The following is a 19,760-nucleotide window of genomic DNA, read 5'->3' as shown; positions in this document are numbered from 1 at the left end:
ATAGCCTCTTTCTTTTTTTTAAAGTATATTCTACTCCTATATAGGTAGTAAATAAATATGTAATAGTATTTATTTACAGAATTCTAGTCCATATGGGAGTGGTTAAACGGGATATAGAATATAGAAAATGAATGCTCATCAAGAATATCTATTAAGTTGAAGGCCCCTAAAGTGTACGATCGTCAGGAAAAGTCATTATTAAAAACATCATTTCATAGTTATAAATATCAAATTGAAATGATGCTTGAGATATTATATACTGAAAATTGACAATAAATAGAAATATTTAGTTGGTTTTAGGAAAAGGCTGGACTTGATAAAAAAGGAAGATAGGTTTGAATATAAAAAAATGGGCGATTAGCGGTACGTTTGTATTAATAGCAATACTCACTGCAATATATTATGTTAATGAGAATTATATAAAAGAAGTGCCTTTATATAAACAGACTGACTTTAAAACGGTAAACAGTCAAGAAAGTTGGGAATCTTTTAGGGGAAAATTAAACATATCAAAGAGGAAAGTCAAAATTGAAAACTTCCAATTAATTTTGGATAAAAAGAACAATATATATTCAGTTAAGTTTGATTTAGTAGACAAAGATCCTGGTGAATATACAATTTATCATTATAGAAACTGTTTTTCTTGTGCATCAAAGGAAGACAATAAAATTGAAATTAGCAAAAGTACAGTAACCCAATGGCAACAATATGAAAAGTTAATGTATGCGGATCGTTTTTTTTCAGCCCTCGATACCTTAAATCAAAAAGATTTTTTTGATAATCAAGAATTTGCATACGCATTAATCGTTTCATCTGGATTGAATGAAGAGATAGACCTAGAAGGTGATCATTACCTTTTAGAGAATGAAAGTCTTCATATAGGACCTAAAACAGTATCTTCAGGCTTTAACTTACAAGTAATAGGAAGTGAACGGCATGAGAGTTTTAGTACAGACATAGAAACAACTAAATCCGTTTTCATTGATAACTATTTAGAGTAGCAATGATAACTTCGGCAAAGTATTAAAGGGTTGGAAACGCGTTTTTCATGGTTTTCTAAAATAGGCATTCAAAGGGGGAACATGATGAAAATATGGACAAGTTGCACACTAGGTTCAATTTTGGCACTTTCATTACTTGCACCTTCGGCATCCTATGTCAAAGCAAATACCATACAGGAAGTTGCTGCGAAGGAAACAGCCAGCCTATATCCTGTGTTAACAAAAGCAAAAAAACCGGAGGAGGTTGGCTTTTCATCGGAAAAGCTTGAAAGGGTGGATGGGCTGATTGAAAAGGAAGTGGCTGCCGGTTTCCCTGGTGCTGCCCTGATTGTCATAAAGGACGGAAAAATCGTTAAAAATGAAAGCTACGGGTACAAGCGGAAGTTTAATGAACATACGCCTCTTAAGAGATTTCAGAAAATGGAAAACGATACATTGTTTGACCTTGCTTCAAACACGAAGATGTATGCGACTAATTTTGCACTTCAGAAATTAGTCAGTGAAGGCAAGCTGGATATCCAGGCAAAAGTTCAGCAATATATTCCTGAATTCAAGGATACGAAAGCGGATGTAATTAAAGGTAAGGATACCTTGAGGGTTATTGACGTCCTTCATCATACAGCCGGCTTTAAACCAGATCCGCAATATCATAATCCACATGTTTCAAAAGAACTTTACTCACAGGAACGGGATAAAACCATTGAGTTCATCTCCAAAACACCGCTGACATATGTACCTGGAACGCAGAATGTATATAGTGATGTCGACTATATGCTACTCGGCGCCATTGTTGAGAAAATTACAGGTCAGCAACTTGATGCGTATGTTGAAAATGAGCTGTACAAGCCGCTCAAATTGAAAAATACAATGTTCAATCCCCTTCAGAAAGGCTTTAAGCCAAAGGATGCCGCGGCGACTGAATTGCTCGGGAACACACGGGATGGGGTGATTGACTTTCCTAACATTCGAACATACACACTTCAGGGGGAAGTTCATGATGAAAAAGCCTTTTATTCAATGGGAGGCGTTTCAGGTCATGCAGGTCTTTTCTCCACTACTAAAGATCTCGCTGCCCTTCTGCAGGTGATGCTGAATGGAGGAGGCTACGGGAAGCATACGTTGTTTGATCAAGAAACGGTGGATGAATTCATTGCACCTTCCGACATGAATCCAACCTATGGACTTGGCTGGAGACGAAATGGCGATGCTAGCATGGAGTGGATGTTCGGTCCTTATGCGAGCGACCGTGCTTACGGTCATACGGGGTGGACTGGAACAGTCACGATCATCGATCCTGAAATAGATTTAGGGATCGTGTTACTAACAAATAAAAAGCACTCTCCGCTCGTCAACCCTGTAGCCAATTCCAATCAGTTTTTCGGCGATCTCTTCAAAACAGGAAGCTATGGAAGTGTTGTGACTGCTATTTATGAAGCGTTGGAAACGAATGAATGAATGTATGTATGTATATCTCCAAAAAGTTGAAGACCTCCCATTAGTTCATGTTGGGAGGTCTTTTATCTTGTAATCGATTATGGCAGAATGTCTGACCGCTGTTGGTTTCCGAGCTGAAATTATACAGTTTGGGCAAGAATCAGATTTTTATATGCTCCGCCTTGATGGAGCAAGTTATCATGGGCACCTTGTTCGATGATTTCCCCATTTTGTACAACGATGATGCGATCGGCATGTTTAATTGTCGCTAATCTATGTGCAATGACAAGTGTAGTCCGATTTATCGAGAGTCGTTCCAATGCTTTCTGAACTGCTTTTTCGGTCTCGGTGTCTAGTGCGGAAGTGGCTTCATCGAGTATTAATATCGGTGGATTCTTTAGGAATATACGGGCAATCGAGACACGCTGCTTTTGCCCACCTGATAATTTCACTCCACGTTCTCCAATCAACGTATCCAAGCCTTCGGGCAATTGTTCGATCAAGTCATTTAATTGAGCATCTTCGATGGCTTGGGTCAATTGGGCTTCGGTTGCCTCGGTATTGCCGTACATGATGTTATCCCGAATCGTTCCATCAAATAAAAAGACATCTTGTTGTACGATGCCGATATGCTTTCTTAATGAAGTCAATTTGTAGTTCCGGATATCGATGCCATCAATTTGAATACTTCCTGACTGGATATCGTAGAAGCGGGGCAGCAAACTGCATAATGTTGTTTTACCACCACCTGAAGCACCTACCAATGCAATCGTGTTACCTGCCGTTACGGAAAATGAGATATCCTTCAGTATCGTTCTGTCCGCTTCATAGCCAAAAGAAACATTTTCAAAAACTACATTACCTTTTACATGATCAACTTCGATTGCATCCTTGACATCATCAATATCTGGAAGCATATCAACCAATTCCAGGTATCTTTTGAACCCTGCATACCCCTTTGGCAAGGTTTCCAAAATCGAGCTGATTTGTTTGATAGGTGCTATGAAGATATTGGATAGCATGATGAATGCCACGAATTCCCCATAAGTCATTTTTCCATGGATGACATACCATGCTCCGCAGCCTAACACGGTTAAGGCGACTAATTTCATAAGTATGAAGTTCATGGATGTACTCCACGCCATAATTTTATAAGCAAGTAGCTTTGTTAGGCGAAATTCTGAGTTGCTGCGATTGAATAACTGAACTTCATGAGCTTCTTTAGTAAAGGATTGGACAACGCGGATGCCACTAATATTATTTTCGATACGGGCATTATAATTCGCGATATCACCAAACATCATTTTGAAAGCCCTTGTCATTTTACGACTGAAATAAACGGATAAGATTATTAAAAAAGGAACGACGGTAAATACGATAATGGCTAATTGCCAATTAATTTGAAACATGACAAAGAAGGCGCCAAAAATGGTCATGAACGCTATAAATAAATCCTCTGGACCATGGTGTGCGATTTCCCCGATATCCATTAAATCATTCGTCATCCTGGATACTAAATGTCCTGTTTTATTATTATCAAAAAATTTAAAGGATTGCTTTTGAAGCTTGGAGAATAGATTTTCCCTAAGATCCGTTTCGATATTTATACCAAGTTTATGTCCGTAGTAAGAAACGATGAAGTTTAATAGAGTACTTAATAAGTAGATGGAAAGAAGCACTATGCAAGCAATAATTATGTATTTCCAATTGTTAGATGGTAATAAGTCATCTATTATTCGGTTTACTGCCAGAGGGAAGACCAATTCTAAAACGGCAATTAAAACTGCACATGAAAAATCAATAATGAATAGCCTTTTATAAGGTTTATAATAATTTAAGAAACGCTTGATAACAGTCAACATGATATAACCTCATTTTTCCTTGATTTCATTATACATGAATCGAAAATAGGTCCCCTTATGGGTGAAACAGGCAGAGGCCATCACTGTCTGTGATAGCCTCGTTTATTATTTCACTAAACTTTTTAAAACATTATCAATGATTTGTTCATTAGCGATTGCACCAGTGTATAACCAGCTTTCATCAGCAGAAAACTCATGAACATTTCCGGATTTTACAGCAGGAATGCTTTTCCATAAAGACTCATTCAAGGCTTCAGAGCCAGTGGCTTCATCACTATTGATCAAGAATAGGTGATCGGCATCCATTTCCACTAACTTCTCTAGAGAGATGGCGCTCCAGTTTCCTGTTGCACTAGCGGATATTTCCTTTACGACAGCCGGAACTTTCAAGCCTAAATCATCATACATGACAGCTCCGCTGGATAGGTTGTCGCTTACCACGAAGAATTTACCGCCGACTAGCCAAACGGCTGCCACGGAAGGATTGTCCGTTTCTTTTTTTAAGGTTTCTTTCGCCTTTGCAACTTTAGCATCATACTTTTCTAAAGCCTTCTTAGCGGCTTCTTCCTTGCCAAATACTTCTCCAACGCGCTTCAGTTCATCACGCCAGTCATTGTTTACCTCGGTTCCGATTACATATGTAGGTGCGATTTTATTATATTGCTCATACTTTCCGCCTTCAACCATGCTCGCAGAGTCCATGATGATTAAGTCCGGCTCCATTTTTTGAACAGCTTCAAAAGGGAGGTCATGTGGAATGGTAGGAATTCCATCAAGTTCGTCTTGTAAATACCCCTGTATACTTGCCCCATCTTTCACACTCCATTGAGCGACAGGCTTTATCCCAAGTGTGACTAGATTATCCTCAAGATATGTAGCGATGACACGTTTCGGATTAGCTGGGACAACTACCTTGTTCCCCATTGCATCCGTTAAGGTTCTTGTTTTGGCTTCTGCTTGTTGGTCTTTAGCTGAAGTTTGATTTGTTTTATTTGTAGAAGATTGACTATCCGTCGCTTCTTCGTCACCGCAGGCAGCTAAGGAAAGGGCTAATAATCCAGCGCCCATCGCCTGTAACATTTTTTTTGTGCTTATCACTTTATACATTTGAATCCTCCTAAAGATATGATAAAATATACCGTGGATGATAATGATTATCGATTTCAATTAATTTAATTATAGAAACCACTCATTGTCAATCGTTATTTTTGGCATTTTCACTATGAAGAGAGTAGTTGTTAAGATGAATTCAAAAACAAAGATAGATAAGATACCGCAAAATACATATAAAAATAGATTAGTAAGTTTGATAATAATGATAGTAGGTATTGTCTTATTGCTCATTTCGGTCGTGGCTTCGATTAACTTTGGGGCTGCCGATTTAAGTTATCGTGATGTTTACAACGCATTATTTCAATTCGATGAAGATAATCCGGCACATACGATCATTCGGCAATTAAGGTTTCCACGTGCAATCGCCGCTATATGTGTAGGAGCTGCTTTAGCCGTTTCCGGAGCGATCATGCAGGGAATGACAAGAAATCCATTGGCATCACCTTCGATAATGGGTGTAACGGCGGGGTCTTCATTCCTAATTGCAATTGCTCTCGTGGTTATACCAGGTGTAACTTACCTAGGTTTAATGATGTTCTCTTTTGTAGGTGCAGGTTTAGGGGCAGCACTGGTTTTCGGGATTACATCGTTTTCGAGAGGTGGCATTACACCTGTAAAGCTCGCGTTGGCCGGCTCGGCCATTACATCCTTGCTTAGCTCACTTTCTACGGCAGTCGGGATTAAATTCAATATTTCAAAGGATATAAGCTATTGGTTTGCTGGGGGAGTTTCAAGTGTGCAGCCGCAGCATGTTTTATTTACGCTGCCATTTATATTGGCCGGGCTATTGTTAGCTTTAGCCCTTTCGCGTTCTATTTCCATTCTCAGCCTAGGTGAAGAAGTGGCAAAGGGACTTGGACAAAATACAGGCATAGTGAAACTAATGGGAACGATTGTAGTATTGTTGCTGACGGGAGCTGCAGTATCAATAGCGGGAATGATAGGATTCATAGGTTTGGTCATTCCCCATATTACAAGGTTTCTGATAGGTAATGATTATCGGCTGATCATTCCATGTTCTGCAATTTTGGGTGGGGTGCTATTGATTGTGGCCGATATCGTCGGACGCATGGTGAATGCCCCATTCGAGACGCCTGTTGGAGCCATAACAGCCATTATCGGTGTCCCCTTTTTCCTTTATTTAGCACGTAATGAAGGGAGGGGATTATGATGAAGCATTCAGCCCCAAAAGAGGGATTGTATAAAAAACTGCTTTTCATAACTAGCGTTTTAACCGTTATTGTATTTTTCATTAGTATTAATGCAGGCTATATTAAGATTCCATTGACTGATGTCATGACGACATTATTAGGAAACGGCACTGCTCAAAATGAGTTGACGATTTTCGAATTTCGTTTACCAAGAATTGTTCTGGCTATTCTAGTTGGAATGGGGATTGCCATTTCAGGTGCCATTCTACAGGGCATTTCTCAAAATCCCCTAGCTGACCCGGGCATACTGGGCATCAACGCAGGAGCAGGATTCACAGTTGTACTTTATATGTTCTTCTTCCAAAGCACTGCATTTTTCAAGGGGGGGGCATCGGTATTCATCATGCCGTTCACTGCTTTATTGGGTTCTTTTCTTGCCGCTTTTTTAATTTATGTATTATCTTGGAAAAAAGGGCGGGTGACGCCCGCGAGACTATTATTGGTAGGCATAGGAATAAATGCAGCATTCGGTGCGGGTCTGGTGATCTTCCAGATGAAAATGGAGCCGAACAATTTCATGAAGGCACTAATCTGGTTATCCGGGACGATCTGGGGGACAAATTGGACCTTTGTATGGGCGTTGTTACCGTGGTTGGTCGTGCTAATTCCTTTATCGATTTATAAATCAAAAGTATTGGATGTCTTGCGCTTAGGCGACTCGATTGCGATTGGAGTAGGTGTACAGGTAGAAAAAGAACGCAGGCTATTATTGATGATTTCAGTCGCATTGGCTGGTGTATGCGTTTCGGTTGGAGGAGGCATTACGTTTTTAGGTCTGATCGCACCGCATATAGCCAGGAGATTAGTGGGGGCAAGACATGCAAAACTATTACCACTCACTGCAATCTTAGGTTCATTATTGCTGTTATCTGCCGATACATTGGGACGAGTCCTCATGGCCCCAATGGAATTGCCAGTTGGGATTATCGTTTCGATTTTAGGAGCGCCGTATTTTATCTACTTACTCGTGAAAAACATTTAAAATAAGAAAAAAAGCCATTTTCCGGTACTGTAAGGAGAATTGGCTTTTTTTAATTAGTCCCGTTTTTTTAGAAAGATAAACAGGCACTGGGGGTGATAGGCAAGCCCTAAAAAGAAATATTAAAAAATATGTTGACCAAACAGCTTGTATCCGCTTACAATAATATTTAGTTATTAGTGTATTTAGAAAATTGTAAAAGAGGTACCGCATGACAAAGGAATTCGACAGAAGAATCGGGCGCCATGCAATCATGTACGCGTTTGCGGACGAAGAGGAAGAAGTCATATTAACAACCGATCTAAAGCGTATGAATTGGCTTTATGGAAAAGGTAAAGTCGGTTCAATGGAGCTGCAGAAAATAGTTGCGGCCATTGAGACATCAGCGAAAAGATTGGGATTAGTCAATCCTGATATTTATCGTGAAATGCATGCGCTGTATCATGCGATCCTCGAGGCACTCCAAGGAGTGACACGCGGCCAAGTCGAGCTTGGCGGTCTATTGAGGACGGCAGGCCTTCGGTTTGCAATCGTTCGGGGCAGGCCGTTTAAAAACGGGGACGAAGGTGAATGGATTGCTGTTGCCGTTTATGGAACAATTGGGGCACCGGTTCGGGGATTTGAACATGAAGCGGTTGGCTTGGGAATTAACCACATTTGAATAATTAAAAGCCTATAGTTATTTAGTGAAATAGGGGGCTGTATTGAAAGACTGGATAAGTCTGTCAATACGGCCTCCTTTTGTTTGTTTAAAAAAAGAATAGGGGTGCAGGAAATGATTATGTTAACGGGCCAGTCTTTAACGATTGAAGAAGCGAAAAAAGTATTGTATGGGGAAGCTTTTGTCACGGCTTCAGCCGAGAGTGTTAAAAAGGTGGAAAAAAGCCGGGAAGCGGTTGAGAATATCGTGAAACAAAAGAAAGTCGTCTACGGTATTACAACAGGATTCGGGAAGTTCAGCGATGTGTTGATCGATGCAGAGGACGCAGAGCAACTTCAGTGGAATTTGATTCATTCCCATGCTTGCGGAGTAGGTGAACCGTTTCCTGAGGTGGTATCGAGAGCTATGGTTCTTCTCCGTGCCAATGCGCTATTAAAAGGGTTTTCCGGCGTTCGTCCGGTTGTCATTGAACGTTTGATCGAGCTTTTGAATGCTCAGATTCATCCGGTCATCCCTCAGCAAGGTTCTCTCGGGGCTAGTGGGGATTTGGCACCTCTTTCTCATTTGGCGCTAGTATTGATGGGAGAAGGGGAAGTGTTCTATAAAGGAGAGCGAATGGAGGCCATCATCGCTTTATCGAAAGAAGGCATTCTTCCGGTGACACTTAAAGCAAAAGAAGGTCTTGCATTAATTAATGGAACGCAGGCCATGACGGGGATGGGACTCGTCAATTACATTGAAGCCGAACAGCTGGCCCATCAAACGGAGGCGATTGCTTCACTGACGTTAGAAGGGTTACGCGGCATTGAAGACGCTTTTGATGCGGATGTTCATCTAGCACGCGGTTACCGCCAGCAAACGGAGGTCGCCGAACGGATTCGTCGCATGATCAACGGCAGTCAGCTCATCACCAAGCAAGGGGAACTGCGGGTTCAGGATGCGTATTCCCTTCGATGCATTCCGCAAGTGCATGGGGCTTCATGGCAAACTCTCGATTATGTAAAAGAAAAATTGGAAATCGAAATGAATGCTGCGACGGATAATCCGCTTATTTTTGATGATGGTGAAAAGGTTATTTCAGGGGGCAACTTCCATGGCCAGCCGATTGCATTTGCGATGGACTTCATGAAAATTGCTGTTGCCGAGCTTGCGAATATTTCAGAGCGCCGCATTGAGCGACTGGTCAATCCTCAGCTGAATGATTTACCGCCATTCTTAAGTCCTTCGCCTGGCTTGCAGTCCGGAGCGATGATCATGCAATATTGTGCCGCTTCACTCGTCTCTGAAAATAAAACACTCGCACATCCGGCAAGTGTGGATTCCATTCCATCTTCAGCGAACCAGGAAGATCATGTAAGCATGGGGACGATTGGGTCCAGACACGCCCATCAAATCATTCAAAACGTTCGACGCGTTTTGGCGATTGAGCTCATTTGTGCCTTGCAGGCGGTGGAATACCGTGGGATTGAAAAGATGGCTCCATTTACAAAAGAGTTTTATACGGAAGCAAGAAAGCTTATTCCAAGCATTACGCAAGATCGTATTTTTTCAAAAGACATTGAAGCAACGGCGAGCTGGTTACATCAAATCGATTGGAATTCATTTATTCATGGGAGCTTACCTACGACATAATGGGAAGTGCTGAATATAAGTTTTTTAAAATGCCGTAGACTCCTTCTAATATTCGTTAGGCTTATATGCCCCTTTGTATTGGGTATTTAAGCCTAACATAGTTGCGTAAATGCTATATAGATTCCTATATCCAAAAAAGGTCTCAGCATAAAGAGAAAATGACCTTGAAATAGAAGAAGTAAACTATTGAGAGAATGATCGACTATGCTTTATTCGTGCTAGATTAAATATGCATTTTTGGAGGGGAATCTAATTTGGAGAATCGGCAATTGCAACTGCCTGCTGAAAATGAACAAAACGAGCCGTCAAATTCTTTACAAAGAAAACTAAAAGCGCGCCATCTGACGATGATATCGTTGGGCGGGGCGATTGGAACAGGACTCTTCCTCGGGAGCGGACCCGCCATTCACTCTGCAGGACCTGGTGGGGCTTTGGTCGCTTATGCCGTAATTGGCATCATGGTTTATTTTATTATGACAAGTCTTGGGGAACTAGCTTCATTTATGCCAGTCAGCGGAGCTTTCAGTACATACGCCACGCGATTTATCGATCCAGCACTGGGTTTCGCACTTGGTTGGAATTATTGGTTCACTTGGGCGATGACACTTGCCGCGGAGCTATCTGCCGCAACGATGGTTATGAAGTTTTGGTTTCCTAACAGTCCGTCGTTTTTATGGAGTTCTTTGTTTTTAGTTTTAATATTCTTGTTGAATTACGTATCCGTTAAAGGGTATGGAGAAGGGGAATATTGGTTTTCGCTCATTAAAGTGGCGACCATCATCATTTTTATCGTTGTCGGTATATTGATGATATTCGGCATCATGAACGGAGAGGCGATTGGTTTTAAAAACTTCACGGTGGGTGACGCTCCGTTTGCCGGTGGATTTTTGGCAACATTGGGTATTTTCATAGCCGCTGGTTTTTCTTTTCAAGGAACAGAAATAGTCGGTGTTGCAGCCGGTGAAAGTGAAGACCCAGCAAAAAATGTACCACGTGCAGTTCGCAGCATCTTTTGGAGGATTTTCTTATTCTATATCCTGGCAATCCTTGTTATTGGATTGATCGTTCCTTATACGAATGGAAGTCTGCAGGGACACACGATCATGGTTAGCCCGTTTACGATGGTATTTGAAAAAGTGGGACTGGCCTTTGCAGCTTCCGTGATGAATGCCATCATTTTAACGGCCGTATTATCCGCAGGTAATTCAAGTCTTTACGTGACAAGCCGAATGTTGTACTCGATGGCAAACGAAGGGCTGGCACCGCGTATTTTTGGAAAGCTTAACAAGCGCGGCGTTCCTATTTGGGGATTGATTGTTACTTCACTTGTAGGGATGTTGGCGTTTTTTGCTTCCATTTTCGGTGATGGAGTCATTTATCTTTGGCTGATGAATGCAGTTGGAGTCACTGGATTTATATTTTGGCTCGGTATAGCGGCGAGCCATTACCGATTTAGGAAAGCATACATTGCTCAAGGGTATTCACTGAACGATCTTCCCTATCGATCAAAATGGTTTCCTTTCGGACCGATATTTTCCTTTGCCCTTTGTTTTTTCGTTTTAATGGCGCAAAACTATCAAGCCTTTATTGGAGATCATATTAACTGGGCAAGTGTGATGGCTGCCTATCTTGGCATTCCATTTTTTCTGGTAATGTGGCTTGGCTATAAGTTCATTAAGAAAACGAAAGTAGTTCCGTTAGAGGAGTGCCAAATTGATTTCGATGAACACCGGAATGCATAACGAACTTTCCGCTTCTCAATACTATTAATTCAATATTAATTATGAACCTTGAAATGAGAATATTCTTTTCAAGGTTTTTTTGCCGTTTCGGGAACAAAATACCAGATTCTCCAGAAGGGGAAATGCATAGAAAATACATGTTTTATTTGACCAAAAACTGCTTTTTCCGTTTTTTGGATCATTTTGGGTTTAAAAAAAACTAAAAAATTTTATGAAGGAAGATGGGCCTTTAGGTTAATAACTTGTTAAAACGCTGGCATATCAACGTTTTCACTGGATGTCGGAACCTTTCAATTGGAAGGTGATTTTTGCCTGTATAGGCGAGAATTCCGCCCCACATCATTTGAATTTATATTCATTCTTTGTTAAGGTAATGAAGTACTTTAGGGATAACGGTTTAGCCCGTGTGCTGGGAATGAACAAAACTCTAAAATAAAAAAAACCATTTAATTCAGTTGGTATATGCTGTGCCTGTTAGTTTCCTCAGTTTTATTGCACCTCTTTTCCCTACTTGAAATGGGAATCCCATAATCAATTTTTCTATGCGTATTGGTGTCATGCTGCACTGCAAGTATCATTCCACCTGATTAAGGAAATGAAGTAATTTAGAGGGTAGTCTTTAGTCCATCATCTGGACAAAAAACTCTAAGTGGAAATCGTTTATATTACAGTTGGTATATGTTTTGCCTGCTAGTTTCCTCAGTTGTGATTGCACCTCTTTTTCCTACTTGAAATGCTCAATTAATCACACATATATAATCCAAGTAAAGAAATGATTCTTGGGAATAATAAATATAGAATATTTTTCATTGCACGTTGTGCCCTGTGCTGGAAGGTGCCATTAATATATGTGTCAATTCCGCTTTTTTCGGTGTAAATATGTAATGGAACAGATGAAAAAAGTGTAGGGGTAAAATAGCTTTTTCATTTTCGGTTAGTTCAAGGTACTTGTGTATTAATAATCATCACTCGCATAAAACGGGGAAATTCAGCAAAACTGAATCATATGGGCAACTATTAGAATGAGGTGACTTGATGAAGCCATATGTAGAAGTCAGAAATGTCTCGAAAATTTTTGGCAAATCTCCAAAAGCAGCAACGGATTTATTGATAGCTGGCAAAACAAAAAAAGAAATCTTGAAAGAAACGGGACAAACGGTAGGAGTTAACAATGTCAATTTCGAGATTTATCCCGGTGAAATTTTTGTCATCATGGGCCTATCAGGAAGCGGTAAATCCACTTTGATCCGCATGTTCAATCGTTTGATCGATCCGACATTGGGTGAAATCTTAATTGGGGGCGAAGATATCGTAAAGATGAACGCTGCCCGGTTAAGGGAAGTCAGACAAAAGAAAATAAGCATGGTCTTTCAGAACTTTGCTTTATTTCCGCATAAAACGATATTGGAAAACGCTGAATTCGGGCTCGAAATTCAAAAAGCGGATCCAACAATACGTAAAGAAAAAGCGATGAAGGCCCTTGAAGTCGTAGGATTAAAAGGCTACGAAAATCAGCTTCCATCGCAGCTTAGCGGTGGTATGCAGCAACGGGTTGGATTAGCTCGTGCACTCGCAAGTGATACGGATATCCTCTTGATGGATGAAGCCTTCAGTGCTCTTGATCCATTGATACGTAAAGATATGCAGGATGAACTGATTGAAATCCAAGATCAGTACAAAAAAACGATCATTTTCATTACCCATGATCTCGATGAAGCATTAAGAATAGGTGATAGAATCGCACTGATGAAAGATGGAAGTGTGATTCAATTGGGAACCCCTGAACAAATCATGATGAATCCAGCCAATGAATTTGTCGAGAAGTTCGTGGAGGACGTTGATCTTTCAAAAGTATTGACAGCGTCACATGTAATGATACGTCCTGAGAAAATCGCAGTGGACAGAGGTCCGAGGGTAGCACTGGAAATCATGCGTAAACAAGGGTATTCAAGCATTTTTGTTGTGGATAGAAAGCAGAAGTTATTGGGTGCCGTCACTGCTGAACAGGCACGTCAGGCAATGAGCAATAACCAATCGATTTCAGAAGTGATGACAACTGATATCCCAACTGTAAAAGAGGATGAATTACTTGGAAACCTAATGGATGTGATGGCAACGTCAAGCTTGCCAATCTCAGTCATTGATGATCAAAAAAGAATTAAAGGAATTCTTCTTCGCGGTGCCGTTATCGGTGCTTTGGCAGGAAATAAAGATTCCTTGAATGAAATGGAGAGTGAATAATTCAATGAATATGCCAAAAATCCCACTGGGAGCTTGGGTCGATTCTTTAGTGGATTGGATAACTATTGTATTTGCTGGATTATTTACACTTATTACGAATGTGATTGAGGGTCTATTGGATATCCTGGTCGATGTAATGAGTGCGGGACCATCCATCGTGTTAATCATCGTCCTAACCCTTCTGGTTACCTATACAAGCAGATGGCCATTAGGGATATTTACTTTCATTAGCTTACTATTGATCGATAATCTTGGTTATTGGGAATCGAGCATTCAAACACTGGCTATCGTTATATTGTCAGGATTCTTAACCATACTTATAGGGATACCGATCGGAATATGGTGTGCCCAAAATAAAACGGTGCGCAAGATCGTTACCCCAATCTTGGATTTCATGCAAACGATGCCTGCATTCGTTTATTTGATTCCTTCGATATTATTCTTTGGAATAGGGGTAGTGCCGGGGATCATTGCGTCATTCATTTTCGCAATCGCACCGACGATCCGTATGACCAATCTTGGGATTCAGGAAGTGCCCAATGATTTGATCGAGGCATCGGATGCTTTTGGTTCGACCAGCAGCCAAAAGTTATTCAAGGTACAAATACCATTGGCTACTCCAACGATCATGGCAGGAGTTAACCAAAGCATCATGCTAGCACTATCCATGGTAGTTACGGCTTCATTGGTTGGAGCACCTGGACTTGGGGCGGATGTCTACCGGGCTGTCAGCCAAATAAATGTTGGGCAAGGATTTGAAGCAGGTTTATCCATCGTAATCATTGCAATCATTCTCGATCGTATTACACAAAACCTACGTAAGCCAGCTTACGAGCATATCATTAGTAGAAAAATCATTTTTACAATATTGGCGTTACTTGTTGTAGGTACTGCGTTATTCAGTGCTTTTACAAAAGATACGGCTGTGCACGGGGATAAAAATAGCTTTGCAGCCAAAGCCAATTATGAAATCATCGGAATTGAACCTGGAGCAGGATTGATGAAGTTGACTAAAACGGCTATAGATGATTATAAGCTGGATGATTGGAAGTTGGTTGAAGGGTCTTCGGCGGCAATGGTTGCTGAATTGAAAAAAGCGATTGATAAAAAAGAACCAATCGTCGTTACAGGATGGTCACCGCATTGGATGTTCTCGAAATATAACTTGAAATATCTCGAAGATCCGAATGAATCCTTTGGCGGGGCTGAAAATATTAATTCGATTGCCAGAAAAGGCCTTGAGAAAGATGCCCCCGGCGCTTATAAAATTCTTGATCAATTCTTCTGGGATACTAAAGATATGGAAGATGTAATGGTCAAAGTTACTGAAGGTATGTCTCCTTCAGAAGCAGCAGAAAAATGGATAAAGGAAAATCAGGACAAAGTATCCCAATGGACCAAAGGTGCTGAATCAGGAAATGGTGAAAAAATCAAACTGGTTTATGTTGCATGGGACACTGAAATTGCCAGCACAAATGTGATTGGCAAAGTTCTGGAGCAGAATGGTTATGACGTAACATTAAGTCAAGTTGAAGTCGGACCAATGTTTGCCGGCGTTGCAAACGGAAGTGCGGACGCAATGGTGGCTGCATGGCTTCCTGGTACACATCTTGAATACTATAATAAGTATAAAGATGAAATGGTAGACCTTGGACCAAACTTAAAAGGAACAAAGAATGGACTGGTCGTACCAGATTACGTCGATATTGATTCAATTGAAGACTTAAAATAAGAAAAGCGAGGGAATTTCATACATGAAATTCCCTCGCTTTTTTCAGCTTTTTGAACTGATCAATGTATGGAAACGAACTTACTCTTCAATTCCTCTTCCGTCACTTCGATCTTTCCTTTCAAATCTTCAGCTAGTAATACATAACTTTTCACACCAATGAATTCTGAATGTGATATTAAAAAGAATTTTGTTCCCTTTTTGTACGTAGAAGGATCATCTTTTATTAACTTAAACATTTTCATCCTTTTTCCACCTTGAATATAAATTCGTCAACTGCATGTAATCATAACTTTGGAGAACACTCTCTAATGTAAGTGATGGCATTGAGCAAGTTAAAAAGGAATTTACCGTTACTAAGATACAACTTCGTCTTTTCACTTTTTTATATCATTGATATTTATAAGTGGTCAACCATTTCTATTATAGTAGAAGATAAACGAGCCATTGGGATTTTTTATTTGTTTGGAAATTATGATTATTCCTAACTTTCTGTGGAACTGCTTATGATTGAATGGTAAAATTCAGATGGAAAACAAGGATTCTTCGATACATAAGTAAATGATCGGCTATTGAGAAGGGCCATTAATATTGAATGAATGGCTCAAAAAGCTATTCTGGAAGGTGTGAAATTATTGAAACCAATCATATTCGATGTTGATACAGGGATTGATGATGCCTTGGCAATGGCCTATGCATTAAATTCCCCAGAATTGGATGTGCTGGGTTTTACGACTTGCTTTGGTAACGTACCCGTTGTTGAATCGACTCGTAATACTCTTGCCGTTTTGGAGAAGTTAAATAGGCACATTCCGGTTTTTGAAGGAGCCGACCAAACATTGGTGCGCGGAGAAAAGAAGAAATATCCCAAGCACGTTCATGGGGAAGACGGGTTAGGAAATACCCTTCAGTTTGAACCGACCATCAATGCATCACAAGGAAATGCATCGGATTTCATTATCGATCAAGTGAAAAGCCGACCGCATGAAATTACGATTATTGCAGTTGGGCCACTGACTAACATCGCCTTGGCGATTAAAAAAGCCCCACTAATCATGTCCCTTGTTAAAGAGGTGGTTATAATGGGTGGTGCTGTAAGAGTACAAGGAAATGTAACGCCTTATGCTGAAGCGAACATCGTATCCGATCCTGAGGCGGCTGATTATGTATTTTCATCCGGGCTGCCAATCACATTAGTGGGACTTGATGTGACGCTGCAAACATGTCTCTTGAAATCGAAGCTTGATGAATGGCGGGCCACAGGTAAGGAGAGCGCCCATTTTTTAGCTAAAATGACTGACTTTTATATGAAAGCTTATGAATCCTCCCATCCAGGCTTGGGCGGATGCGCCCTTCATGATCCACTTGCAGTGGGGGTTACGGTTGACTCTAGTTTTGTAAGTACAGAATGGATGAACGTCAAGGTGGTGACCGAAGGCGAAGAGACAGGCAGGACCATCGGTCAACAGGATAGCGAATCCAGAACCCGCGTCTGTACGAAAGTGGAAAGTGATCGGTTTGTGAAACACTTTTTAGAGCGGGTAATTTGAGGACTTTATCATTTGGTAAGGTGTCCTTTGAATAATCAACGTAGCTAAAACCCATGGATTAGTAAAGGCTATCGGGAAGAGGTATCCTGTTTTTCCTTTTAGTTCGATTCTCGCTTTATGTCGTATTCCTGCTGCTATGTAAGGAACGCTGAAGTCAGTATGGTGGAGATCGAATTACATTCGAGGTAGGACGAAAAAAAACAGTTAGGCCAAAATATATTTTATTTGCTTTGAAAAAAGGACGTCCGTTTTGTCGGATGTCCTTTTTTTCAAATATTAATCAAACGTTTGATTAATTCCATTCTAAAGTCACTATAATGTTTAGGGAAAACCATATATTTGAGCAATGCTTCAGGGATATTGGGTATAAGGAACTTTTTTTACCATTAAAAAGTAAAATATTTAAAATTTATACAAAAAAGAGTTTGGGGATTTTGAAAAACAGGTACATAGACTTTTATAATGCCATATTTAGGATGTTTTTCATAATCATAATTTACCATTTTTCGACTTTGCTCTTATTTATATGGCAGAAATTGTATGGGTCTATTAAAATGTAACTATATTAGATAAAAGGAGGAGTTTTACTATGTCACAAATTCGCGTAACACCTTCGGAACTGAAAGATGTAGCTAGACAATATGATAATGAGAGCCAACAGGTAACGGATATCATTGGCCGTTTAGATAAAATGAGAGATCATTTAACTGGTATATGGGAAGGTGCTTCCAGCGAGGCATTCGTAGGACAGTATGAAGAGTTAAAACCTTCATTCATGGATATGGCTCGCTTGTTGAATGAAGTTTCCCAACAATTGAATAAATCAGCTCAAATCCTTGAAGACACAGATAATCAGATTGCTAGTCAAATTCGCGGATAATCATTAGGTCAAAGAGATAAAGAAATTTCTAGGGAAAGCGCCGCGACTCTTAATGAAGATCGTGGTGTTTTTTTTTGCATTAAAGAGGTGGTTTCCATATATATTCAACTAACGATCGATTTAAAGAGATATACGGGGGAAGTATTCGACTTGCAAGTGTCTAATTACCGCTCCATCAAGAAGGTTGTGGAGATAGTATGGCAGGTAAAGGAAATTGCCAGTACACCTAAAGAAGGCTATTGGGTGCGGGTCCAGAATAAAGAGTTCGTATGTTCAGGTTATGATACCCTGCTTGATAGCGGAATTACGACGGGGGACCGCCTAGAGATCCTCTAGTAGATTAAGTGCGGTCTCGTTATAGGAAAAAAGTCTAAAGCCCTTTAGCAGGGGTAAAGGAGTACATAGAATGGATGAGAAAAGACCCTCATATCTGGAGAAAAAAACAGAAGCCGCAATGGTAAAGGATGATAATGGGCATTTGTTCGTTTTCCAACGGGCAAAACTTTCGATGCAAGACCCATTGGAATTACAGCTTATCCATGAAGCGGATGCTGCTTTAAAGAAACATATAGAAGTGACAGAGGACGAGGTGCAGATCAGAGTAAATCCACCAGCCTCTTTTTTTGATTTTTCCAAAGCTAAAGATAAAAACCTGATGGGGCGATGGATGTCAGCTTATCAAATCTTGAAGAAAATCAGAAATCATGAATTGACTCGGCTTAAACTAGTCGTCTGTCCGGAGAATTTCGTTTTTGATACGAGCTTGGCTCCATATTTTCTTCATTATGGAGTAAAAGACAGTTTGCCTCCTTATGAGCAAGATCAAGATGAGTTATTTCAAGAAACGAAGGCAATGATTGCGGCTCTTGTGGATGGGCAGTATTCATTCGATGAGTATTTGCTTTACCATAAAACCCTAAAACTATCGAAGGAATCACAAAGCATATTGGCAGCGAGGACTTGGGATGAACTTGCCTTGGTCGTTCAAAATCAGATAGATGCTTTAGAGAAGGAAGACCAAGCCTTTGTACATATCCCGGAAAAAAAGTGGAAAACGGGTCGTTATACACTTTGGGGAACGATGATAGCTCTAGTGCCACTGCTGTACTTTACGAGTTACACATTATTCTTCTCCCACCCAAGACAGGATGCCTATGTAGAGAGCGGTGAAAGCTTCTTAAAACAAAAATATAGTGAAGTCATTGACCGTTTGGAAAACTACGATCCAAAAAAGATGCCGTATGTCGTTCAATATGAACTGGCAAGATCTTATGTCACTTATGAGCCGTTGAAGGGTGTAGCGAAGAAGAATGTAGAAAATGCGATCACTTTGCAGACCGATAATCAGTATCTTCTATATTGGATTTATATAGGCAGGGGCATGAATGAGGACGCGATCGATTTGGCGAGAATCATGGAAGATCGAGAATTGATTATGTATGGACTGGTAAATCAGAAAGAACAGATTAAGTTAGATGATAAACTTTCTGGGGAAGAAAAGGAAACACAAATTAAAGAAGTCGATACTGAACTGTCCCAATATAAAAAGGAAAAAGAGGAATTGGATAAGCAAATGAAAGAACAGCAAGAACAGCAAGAACAGCCTGCTGTAAAAGAAGAGGAAGTAAAGAAACCAGCTTCTGGGGGAAAAGAAGAAAGCAAGGATTCTTCGAAAAAATCATCTGAAGAAAAAGAGAAAAGCAAAGAGTGAGCATAGGGCCTTTT

The 19,760-nt window shown here is 40.4% G+C and carries 16 protein-coding genes; 13 read left to right on the top strand and 3 right to left on the bottom strand.

All coding sequences use genetic code 11. From position 1 onward, the window contains the following. Positions 1 to 335: 335 nt before the first annotated feature. Both ACQKMH_RS25695 and pbp4b read left to right on the top strand, forming a co-directional pair. Positions 336 to 1,001, top strand: a complete 666-nt coding sequence (locus tag ACQKMH_RS25695) for a hypothetical protein (protein ID WP_427590168.1) — start codon at positions 336 to 338, stop codon at positions 999 to 1,001. Positions 1,002 to 1,085: 84 nt separating this feature from the next. Continuing rightward, positions 1,086 to 2,456 (top strand): penicillin binding protein PBP4B, encoded by a 1,371-nt coding sequence (gene pbp4b / locus ACQKMH_RS25690; protein ID WP_427590167.1) that lies wholly within the window; start codon positions 1,086 to 1,088, stop codon positions 2,454 to 2,456. Between the two features lie 119 nt (positions 2,457 to 2,575). Here the strand turns inward: pbp4b and ACQKMH_RS25685 are convergent, their stop codons facing one another. Further along, positions 2,576 to 4,297 carry an ABC transporter ATP-binding protein gene (locus tag ACQKMH_RS25685; protein ID WP_427590166.1) on the bottom strand — a complete coding sequence of 574 codons (1,722 nt, stop codon included), beginning with the start codon at positions 4,295 to 4,297 and terminating at the stop codon, positions 2,576 to 2,578. A 105-nt stretch (positions 4,298 to 4,402) separates the two neighbouring features. Further along, positions 4,403 to 5,404 carry an ABC transporter substrate-binding protein gene (locus tag ACQKMH_RS25680; protein WP_427590165.1) on the bottom strand — a complete coding sequence of 334 codons (1,002 nt, stop codon included), beginning with the start codon at positions 5,402 to 5,404 and terminating at the stop codon, positions 4,403 to 4,405. Between the two features lie 136 nt (positions 5,405 to 5,540). On the opposite strand from ACQKMH_RS25680, the gene ACQKMH_RS25675 reads away from it, so the two are divergent. From ACQKMH_RS25675 to ACQKMH_RS25645, 7 genes are all read left to right on the top strand, one after another. Next, the gene (locus tag ACQKMH_RS25675; RefSeq protein ID WP_427590164.1) at positions 5,541 to 6,581 is read left to right on the top strand and encodes a FecCD family ABC transporter permease; all 1,041 of its coding nucleotides are present in this window, start codon (positions 5,541 to 5,543) and stop codon (positions 6,579 to 6,581) included. Beyond that, a complete protein-coding gene (locus tag ACQKMH_RS25670) occupies positions 6,581 to 7,603 on the top strand; it encodes a FecCD family ABC transporter permease (RefSeq protein WP_427590222.1) in 1,023 nt (340 codons plus the stop codon). The genes ACQKMH_RS25675 and ACQKMH_RS25670 overlap by 1 nt, the downstream gene beginning before the upstream one ends. Positions 7,604 to 7,811: 208 nt before the next feature. Then, a complete protein-coding gene (gene hutP, locus ACQKMH_RS25665; protein ID WP_427590163.1) occupies positions 7,812 to 8,261 on the top strand; it encodes a hut operon transcriptional regulator HutP in 450 nt (149 codons plus the stop codon). Positions 8,262 to 8,375: 114 nt separating this feature from the next. Further along, entirely contained in the window at positions 8,376 to 9,893 is a 1,518-nt protein-coding gene (gene hutH, locus ACQKMH_RS25660) for a histidine ammonia-lyase (protein ID WP_427590162.1), read from the top strand. A 347-nt stretch (positions 9,894 to 10,240) separates the two neighbouring features. After that, positions 10,241 to 11,635 (top strand): amino acid permease, encoded by a 1,395-nt coding sequence (locus ACQKMH_RS25655; RefSeq protein WP_427590221.1) that lies wholly within the window; start codon positions 10,241 to 10,243, stop codon positions 11,633 to 11,635. A gap of 1,035 nt (positions 11,636 to 12,670) precedes the next feature. Further along, positions 12,671 to 13,876, top strand: a complete 1,206-nt coding sequence (locus ACQKMH_RS25650; RefSeq protein ID WP_427590161.1) for a quaternary amine ABC transporter ATP-binding protein — start codon at positions 12,671 to 12,673, stop codon at positions 13,874 to 13,876. Between the two features lie 4 nt (positions 13,877 to 13,880). Beyond that, positions 13,881 to 15,608 carry a glycine betaine ABC transporter substrate-binding protein gene (locus tag ACQKMH_RS25645; RefSeq protein ID WP_427590160.1) on the top strand — a complete coding sequence of 576 codons (1,728 nt, stop codon included), beginning with the start codon at positions 13,881 to 13,883 and terminating at the stop codon, positions 15,606 to 15,608. 59 nt (positions 15,609 to 15,667) lie between these two features. Here ACQKMH_RS25645 and ACQKMH_RS25640 read toward each other — a convergent pair whose 3' ends face one another. Then, a complete protein-coding gene (locus ACQKMH_RS25640) occupies positions 15,668 to 15,850 on the bottom strand; it encodes a hypothetical protein (RefSeq protein WP_427590159.1) in 183 nt (60 codons plus the stop codon). Between the two features lie 390 nt (positions 15,851 to 16,240). On the opposite strand from ACQKMH_RS25640, the gene ACQKMH_RS25635 reads away from it, so the two are divergent. The 4 genes from ACQKMH_RS25635 (at position 16,241) to essB (ending at position 19,746) form a co-directional block, all read left to right on the top strand. Then, entirely contained in the window at positions 16,241 to 17,155 is a 915-nt protein-coding gene (locus tag ACQKMH_RS25635; protein WP_427590158.1) for a nucleoside hydrolase, read from the top strand. A gap of 589 nt (positions 17,156 to 17,744) precedes the next feature. Beyond that, positions 17,745 to 18,035 (top strand): WXG100 family type VII secretion target, encoded by a 291-nt coding sequence (locus ACQKMH_RS25630; protein ID WP_230161790.1) that lies wholly within the window; start codon positions 17,745 to 17,747, stop codon positions 18,033 to 18,035. 96 nt (positions 18,036 to 18,131) lie between these two features. Next, positions 18,132 to 18,371 (top strand): EsaB/YukD family protein, encoded by a 240-nt coding sequence (locus ACQKMH_RS25625; RefSeq protein WP_377357412.1) that lies wholly within the window; start codon positions 18,132 to 18,134, stop codon positions 18,369 to 18,371. A gap of 70 nt (positions 18,372 to 18,441) precedes the next feature. Next, positions 18,442 to 19,746 (top strand): type VII secretion protein EssB, encoded by a 1,305-nt coding sequence (essB, locus tag ACQKMH_RS25620; RefSeq protein ID WP_427590157.1) that lies wholly within the window; start codon positions 18,442 to 18,444, stop codon positions 19,744 to 19,746. Positions 19,747 to 19,760: the final 14 nt, after the last annotated feature.

The organism is Peribacillus sp. NPDC097895 (assembly GCF_050277555.1).
Taxonomy (GTDB): domain Bacteria; phylum Bacillota; class Bacilli; order Bacillales; family DSM-1321; genus Peribacillus.
Note: the sequence above shows the minus strand (reverse complement) of the source record. Positions and strands in the feature narration are given on the sequence as shown.

What these genes read in the sequence shown, in the direction of transcription:
- ACQKMH_RS25630 (WP_230161790.1), top strand. Translation starts at nt 17,745, where the DNA reads ATGTCACAAATTCGCGTAACACCTTCGGAACTGAAAGATGTAGCTAGA.
- ACQKMH_RS25685 (WP_427590166.1), bottom strand. Translation starts at nt 4,297, where the DNA reads ATGTTGACTGTTATCAAGCGTTTCTTAAATTATTATAAACCTTATAAA.
- pbp4b (WP_427590167.1), top strand. Translation starts at nt 1,086, where the DNA reads ATGAAAATATGGACAAGTTGCACACTAGGTTCAATTTTGGCACTTTCA.
- ACQKMH_RS25650 (WP_427590161.1), top strand. Translation starts at nt 12,671, where the DNA reads ATGAAGCCATATGTAGAAGTCAGAAATGTCTCGAAAATTTTTGGCAAA.
- hutH (WP_427590162.1), top strand. Translation starts at nt 8,376, where the DNA reads ATGATTATGTTAACGGGCCAGTCTTTAACGATTGAAGAAGCGAAAAAA.
- ACQKMH_RS25645 (WP_427590160.1), top strand. Translation starts at nt 13,881, where the DNA reads ATGAATATGCCAAAAATCCCACTGGGAGCTTGGGTCGATTCTTTAGTG.
- ACQKMH_RS25680 (WP_427590165.1), bottom strand. Translation starts at nt 5,404, where the DNA reads ATGTATAAAGTGATAAGCACAAAAAAAATGTTACAGGCGATGGGCGCT.
- essB (WP_427590157.1), top strand. Translation starts at nt 18,442, where the DNA reads ATGGATGAGAAAAGACCCTCATATCTGGAGAAAAAAACAGAAGCCGCA.
- ACQKMH_RS25640 (WP_427590159.1), bottom strand. Translation starts at nt 15,850, where the DNA reads ATGAAAATGTTTAAGTTAATAAAAGATGATCCTTCTACGTACAAAAAG.
- ACQKMH_RS25655 (WP_427590221.1), top strand. Translation starts at nt 10,241, where the DNA reads ATGATATCGTTGGGCGGGGCGATTGGAACAGGACTCTTCCTCGGGAGC.
- ACQKMH_RS25670 (WP_427590222.1), top strand. Translation starts at nt 6,581, where the DNA reads ATGAAGCATTCAGCCCCAAAAGAGGGATTGTATAAAAAACTGCTTTTC.
- hutP (WP_427590163.1), top strand. Translation starts at nt 7,812, where the DNA reads ATGACAAAGGAATTCGACAGAAGAATCGGGCGCCATGCAATCATGTAC.
- ACQKMH_RS25675 (WP_427590164.1), top strand. Translation starts at nt 5,541, where the DNA reads ATGAATTCAAAAACAAAGATAGATAAGATACCGCAAAATACATATAAA.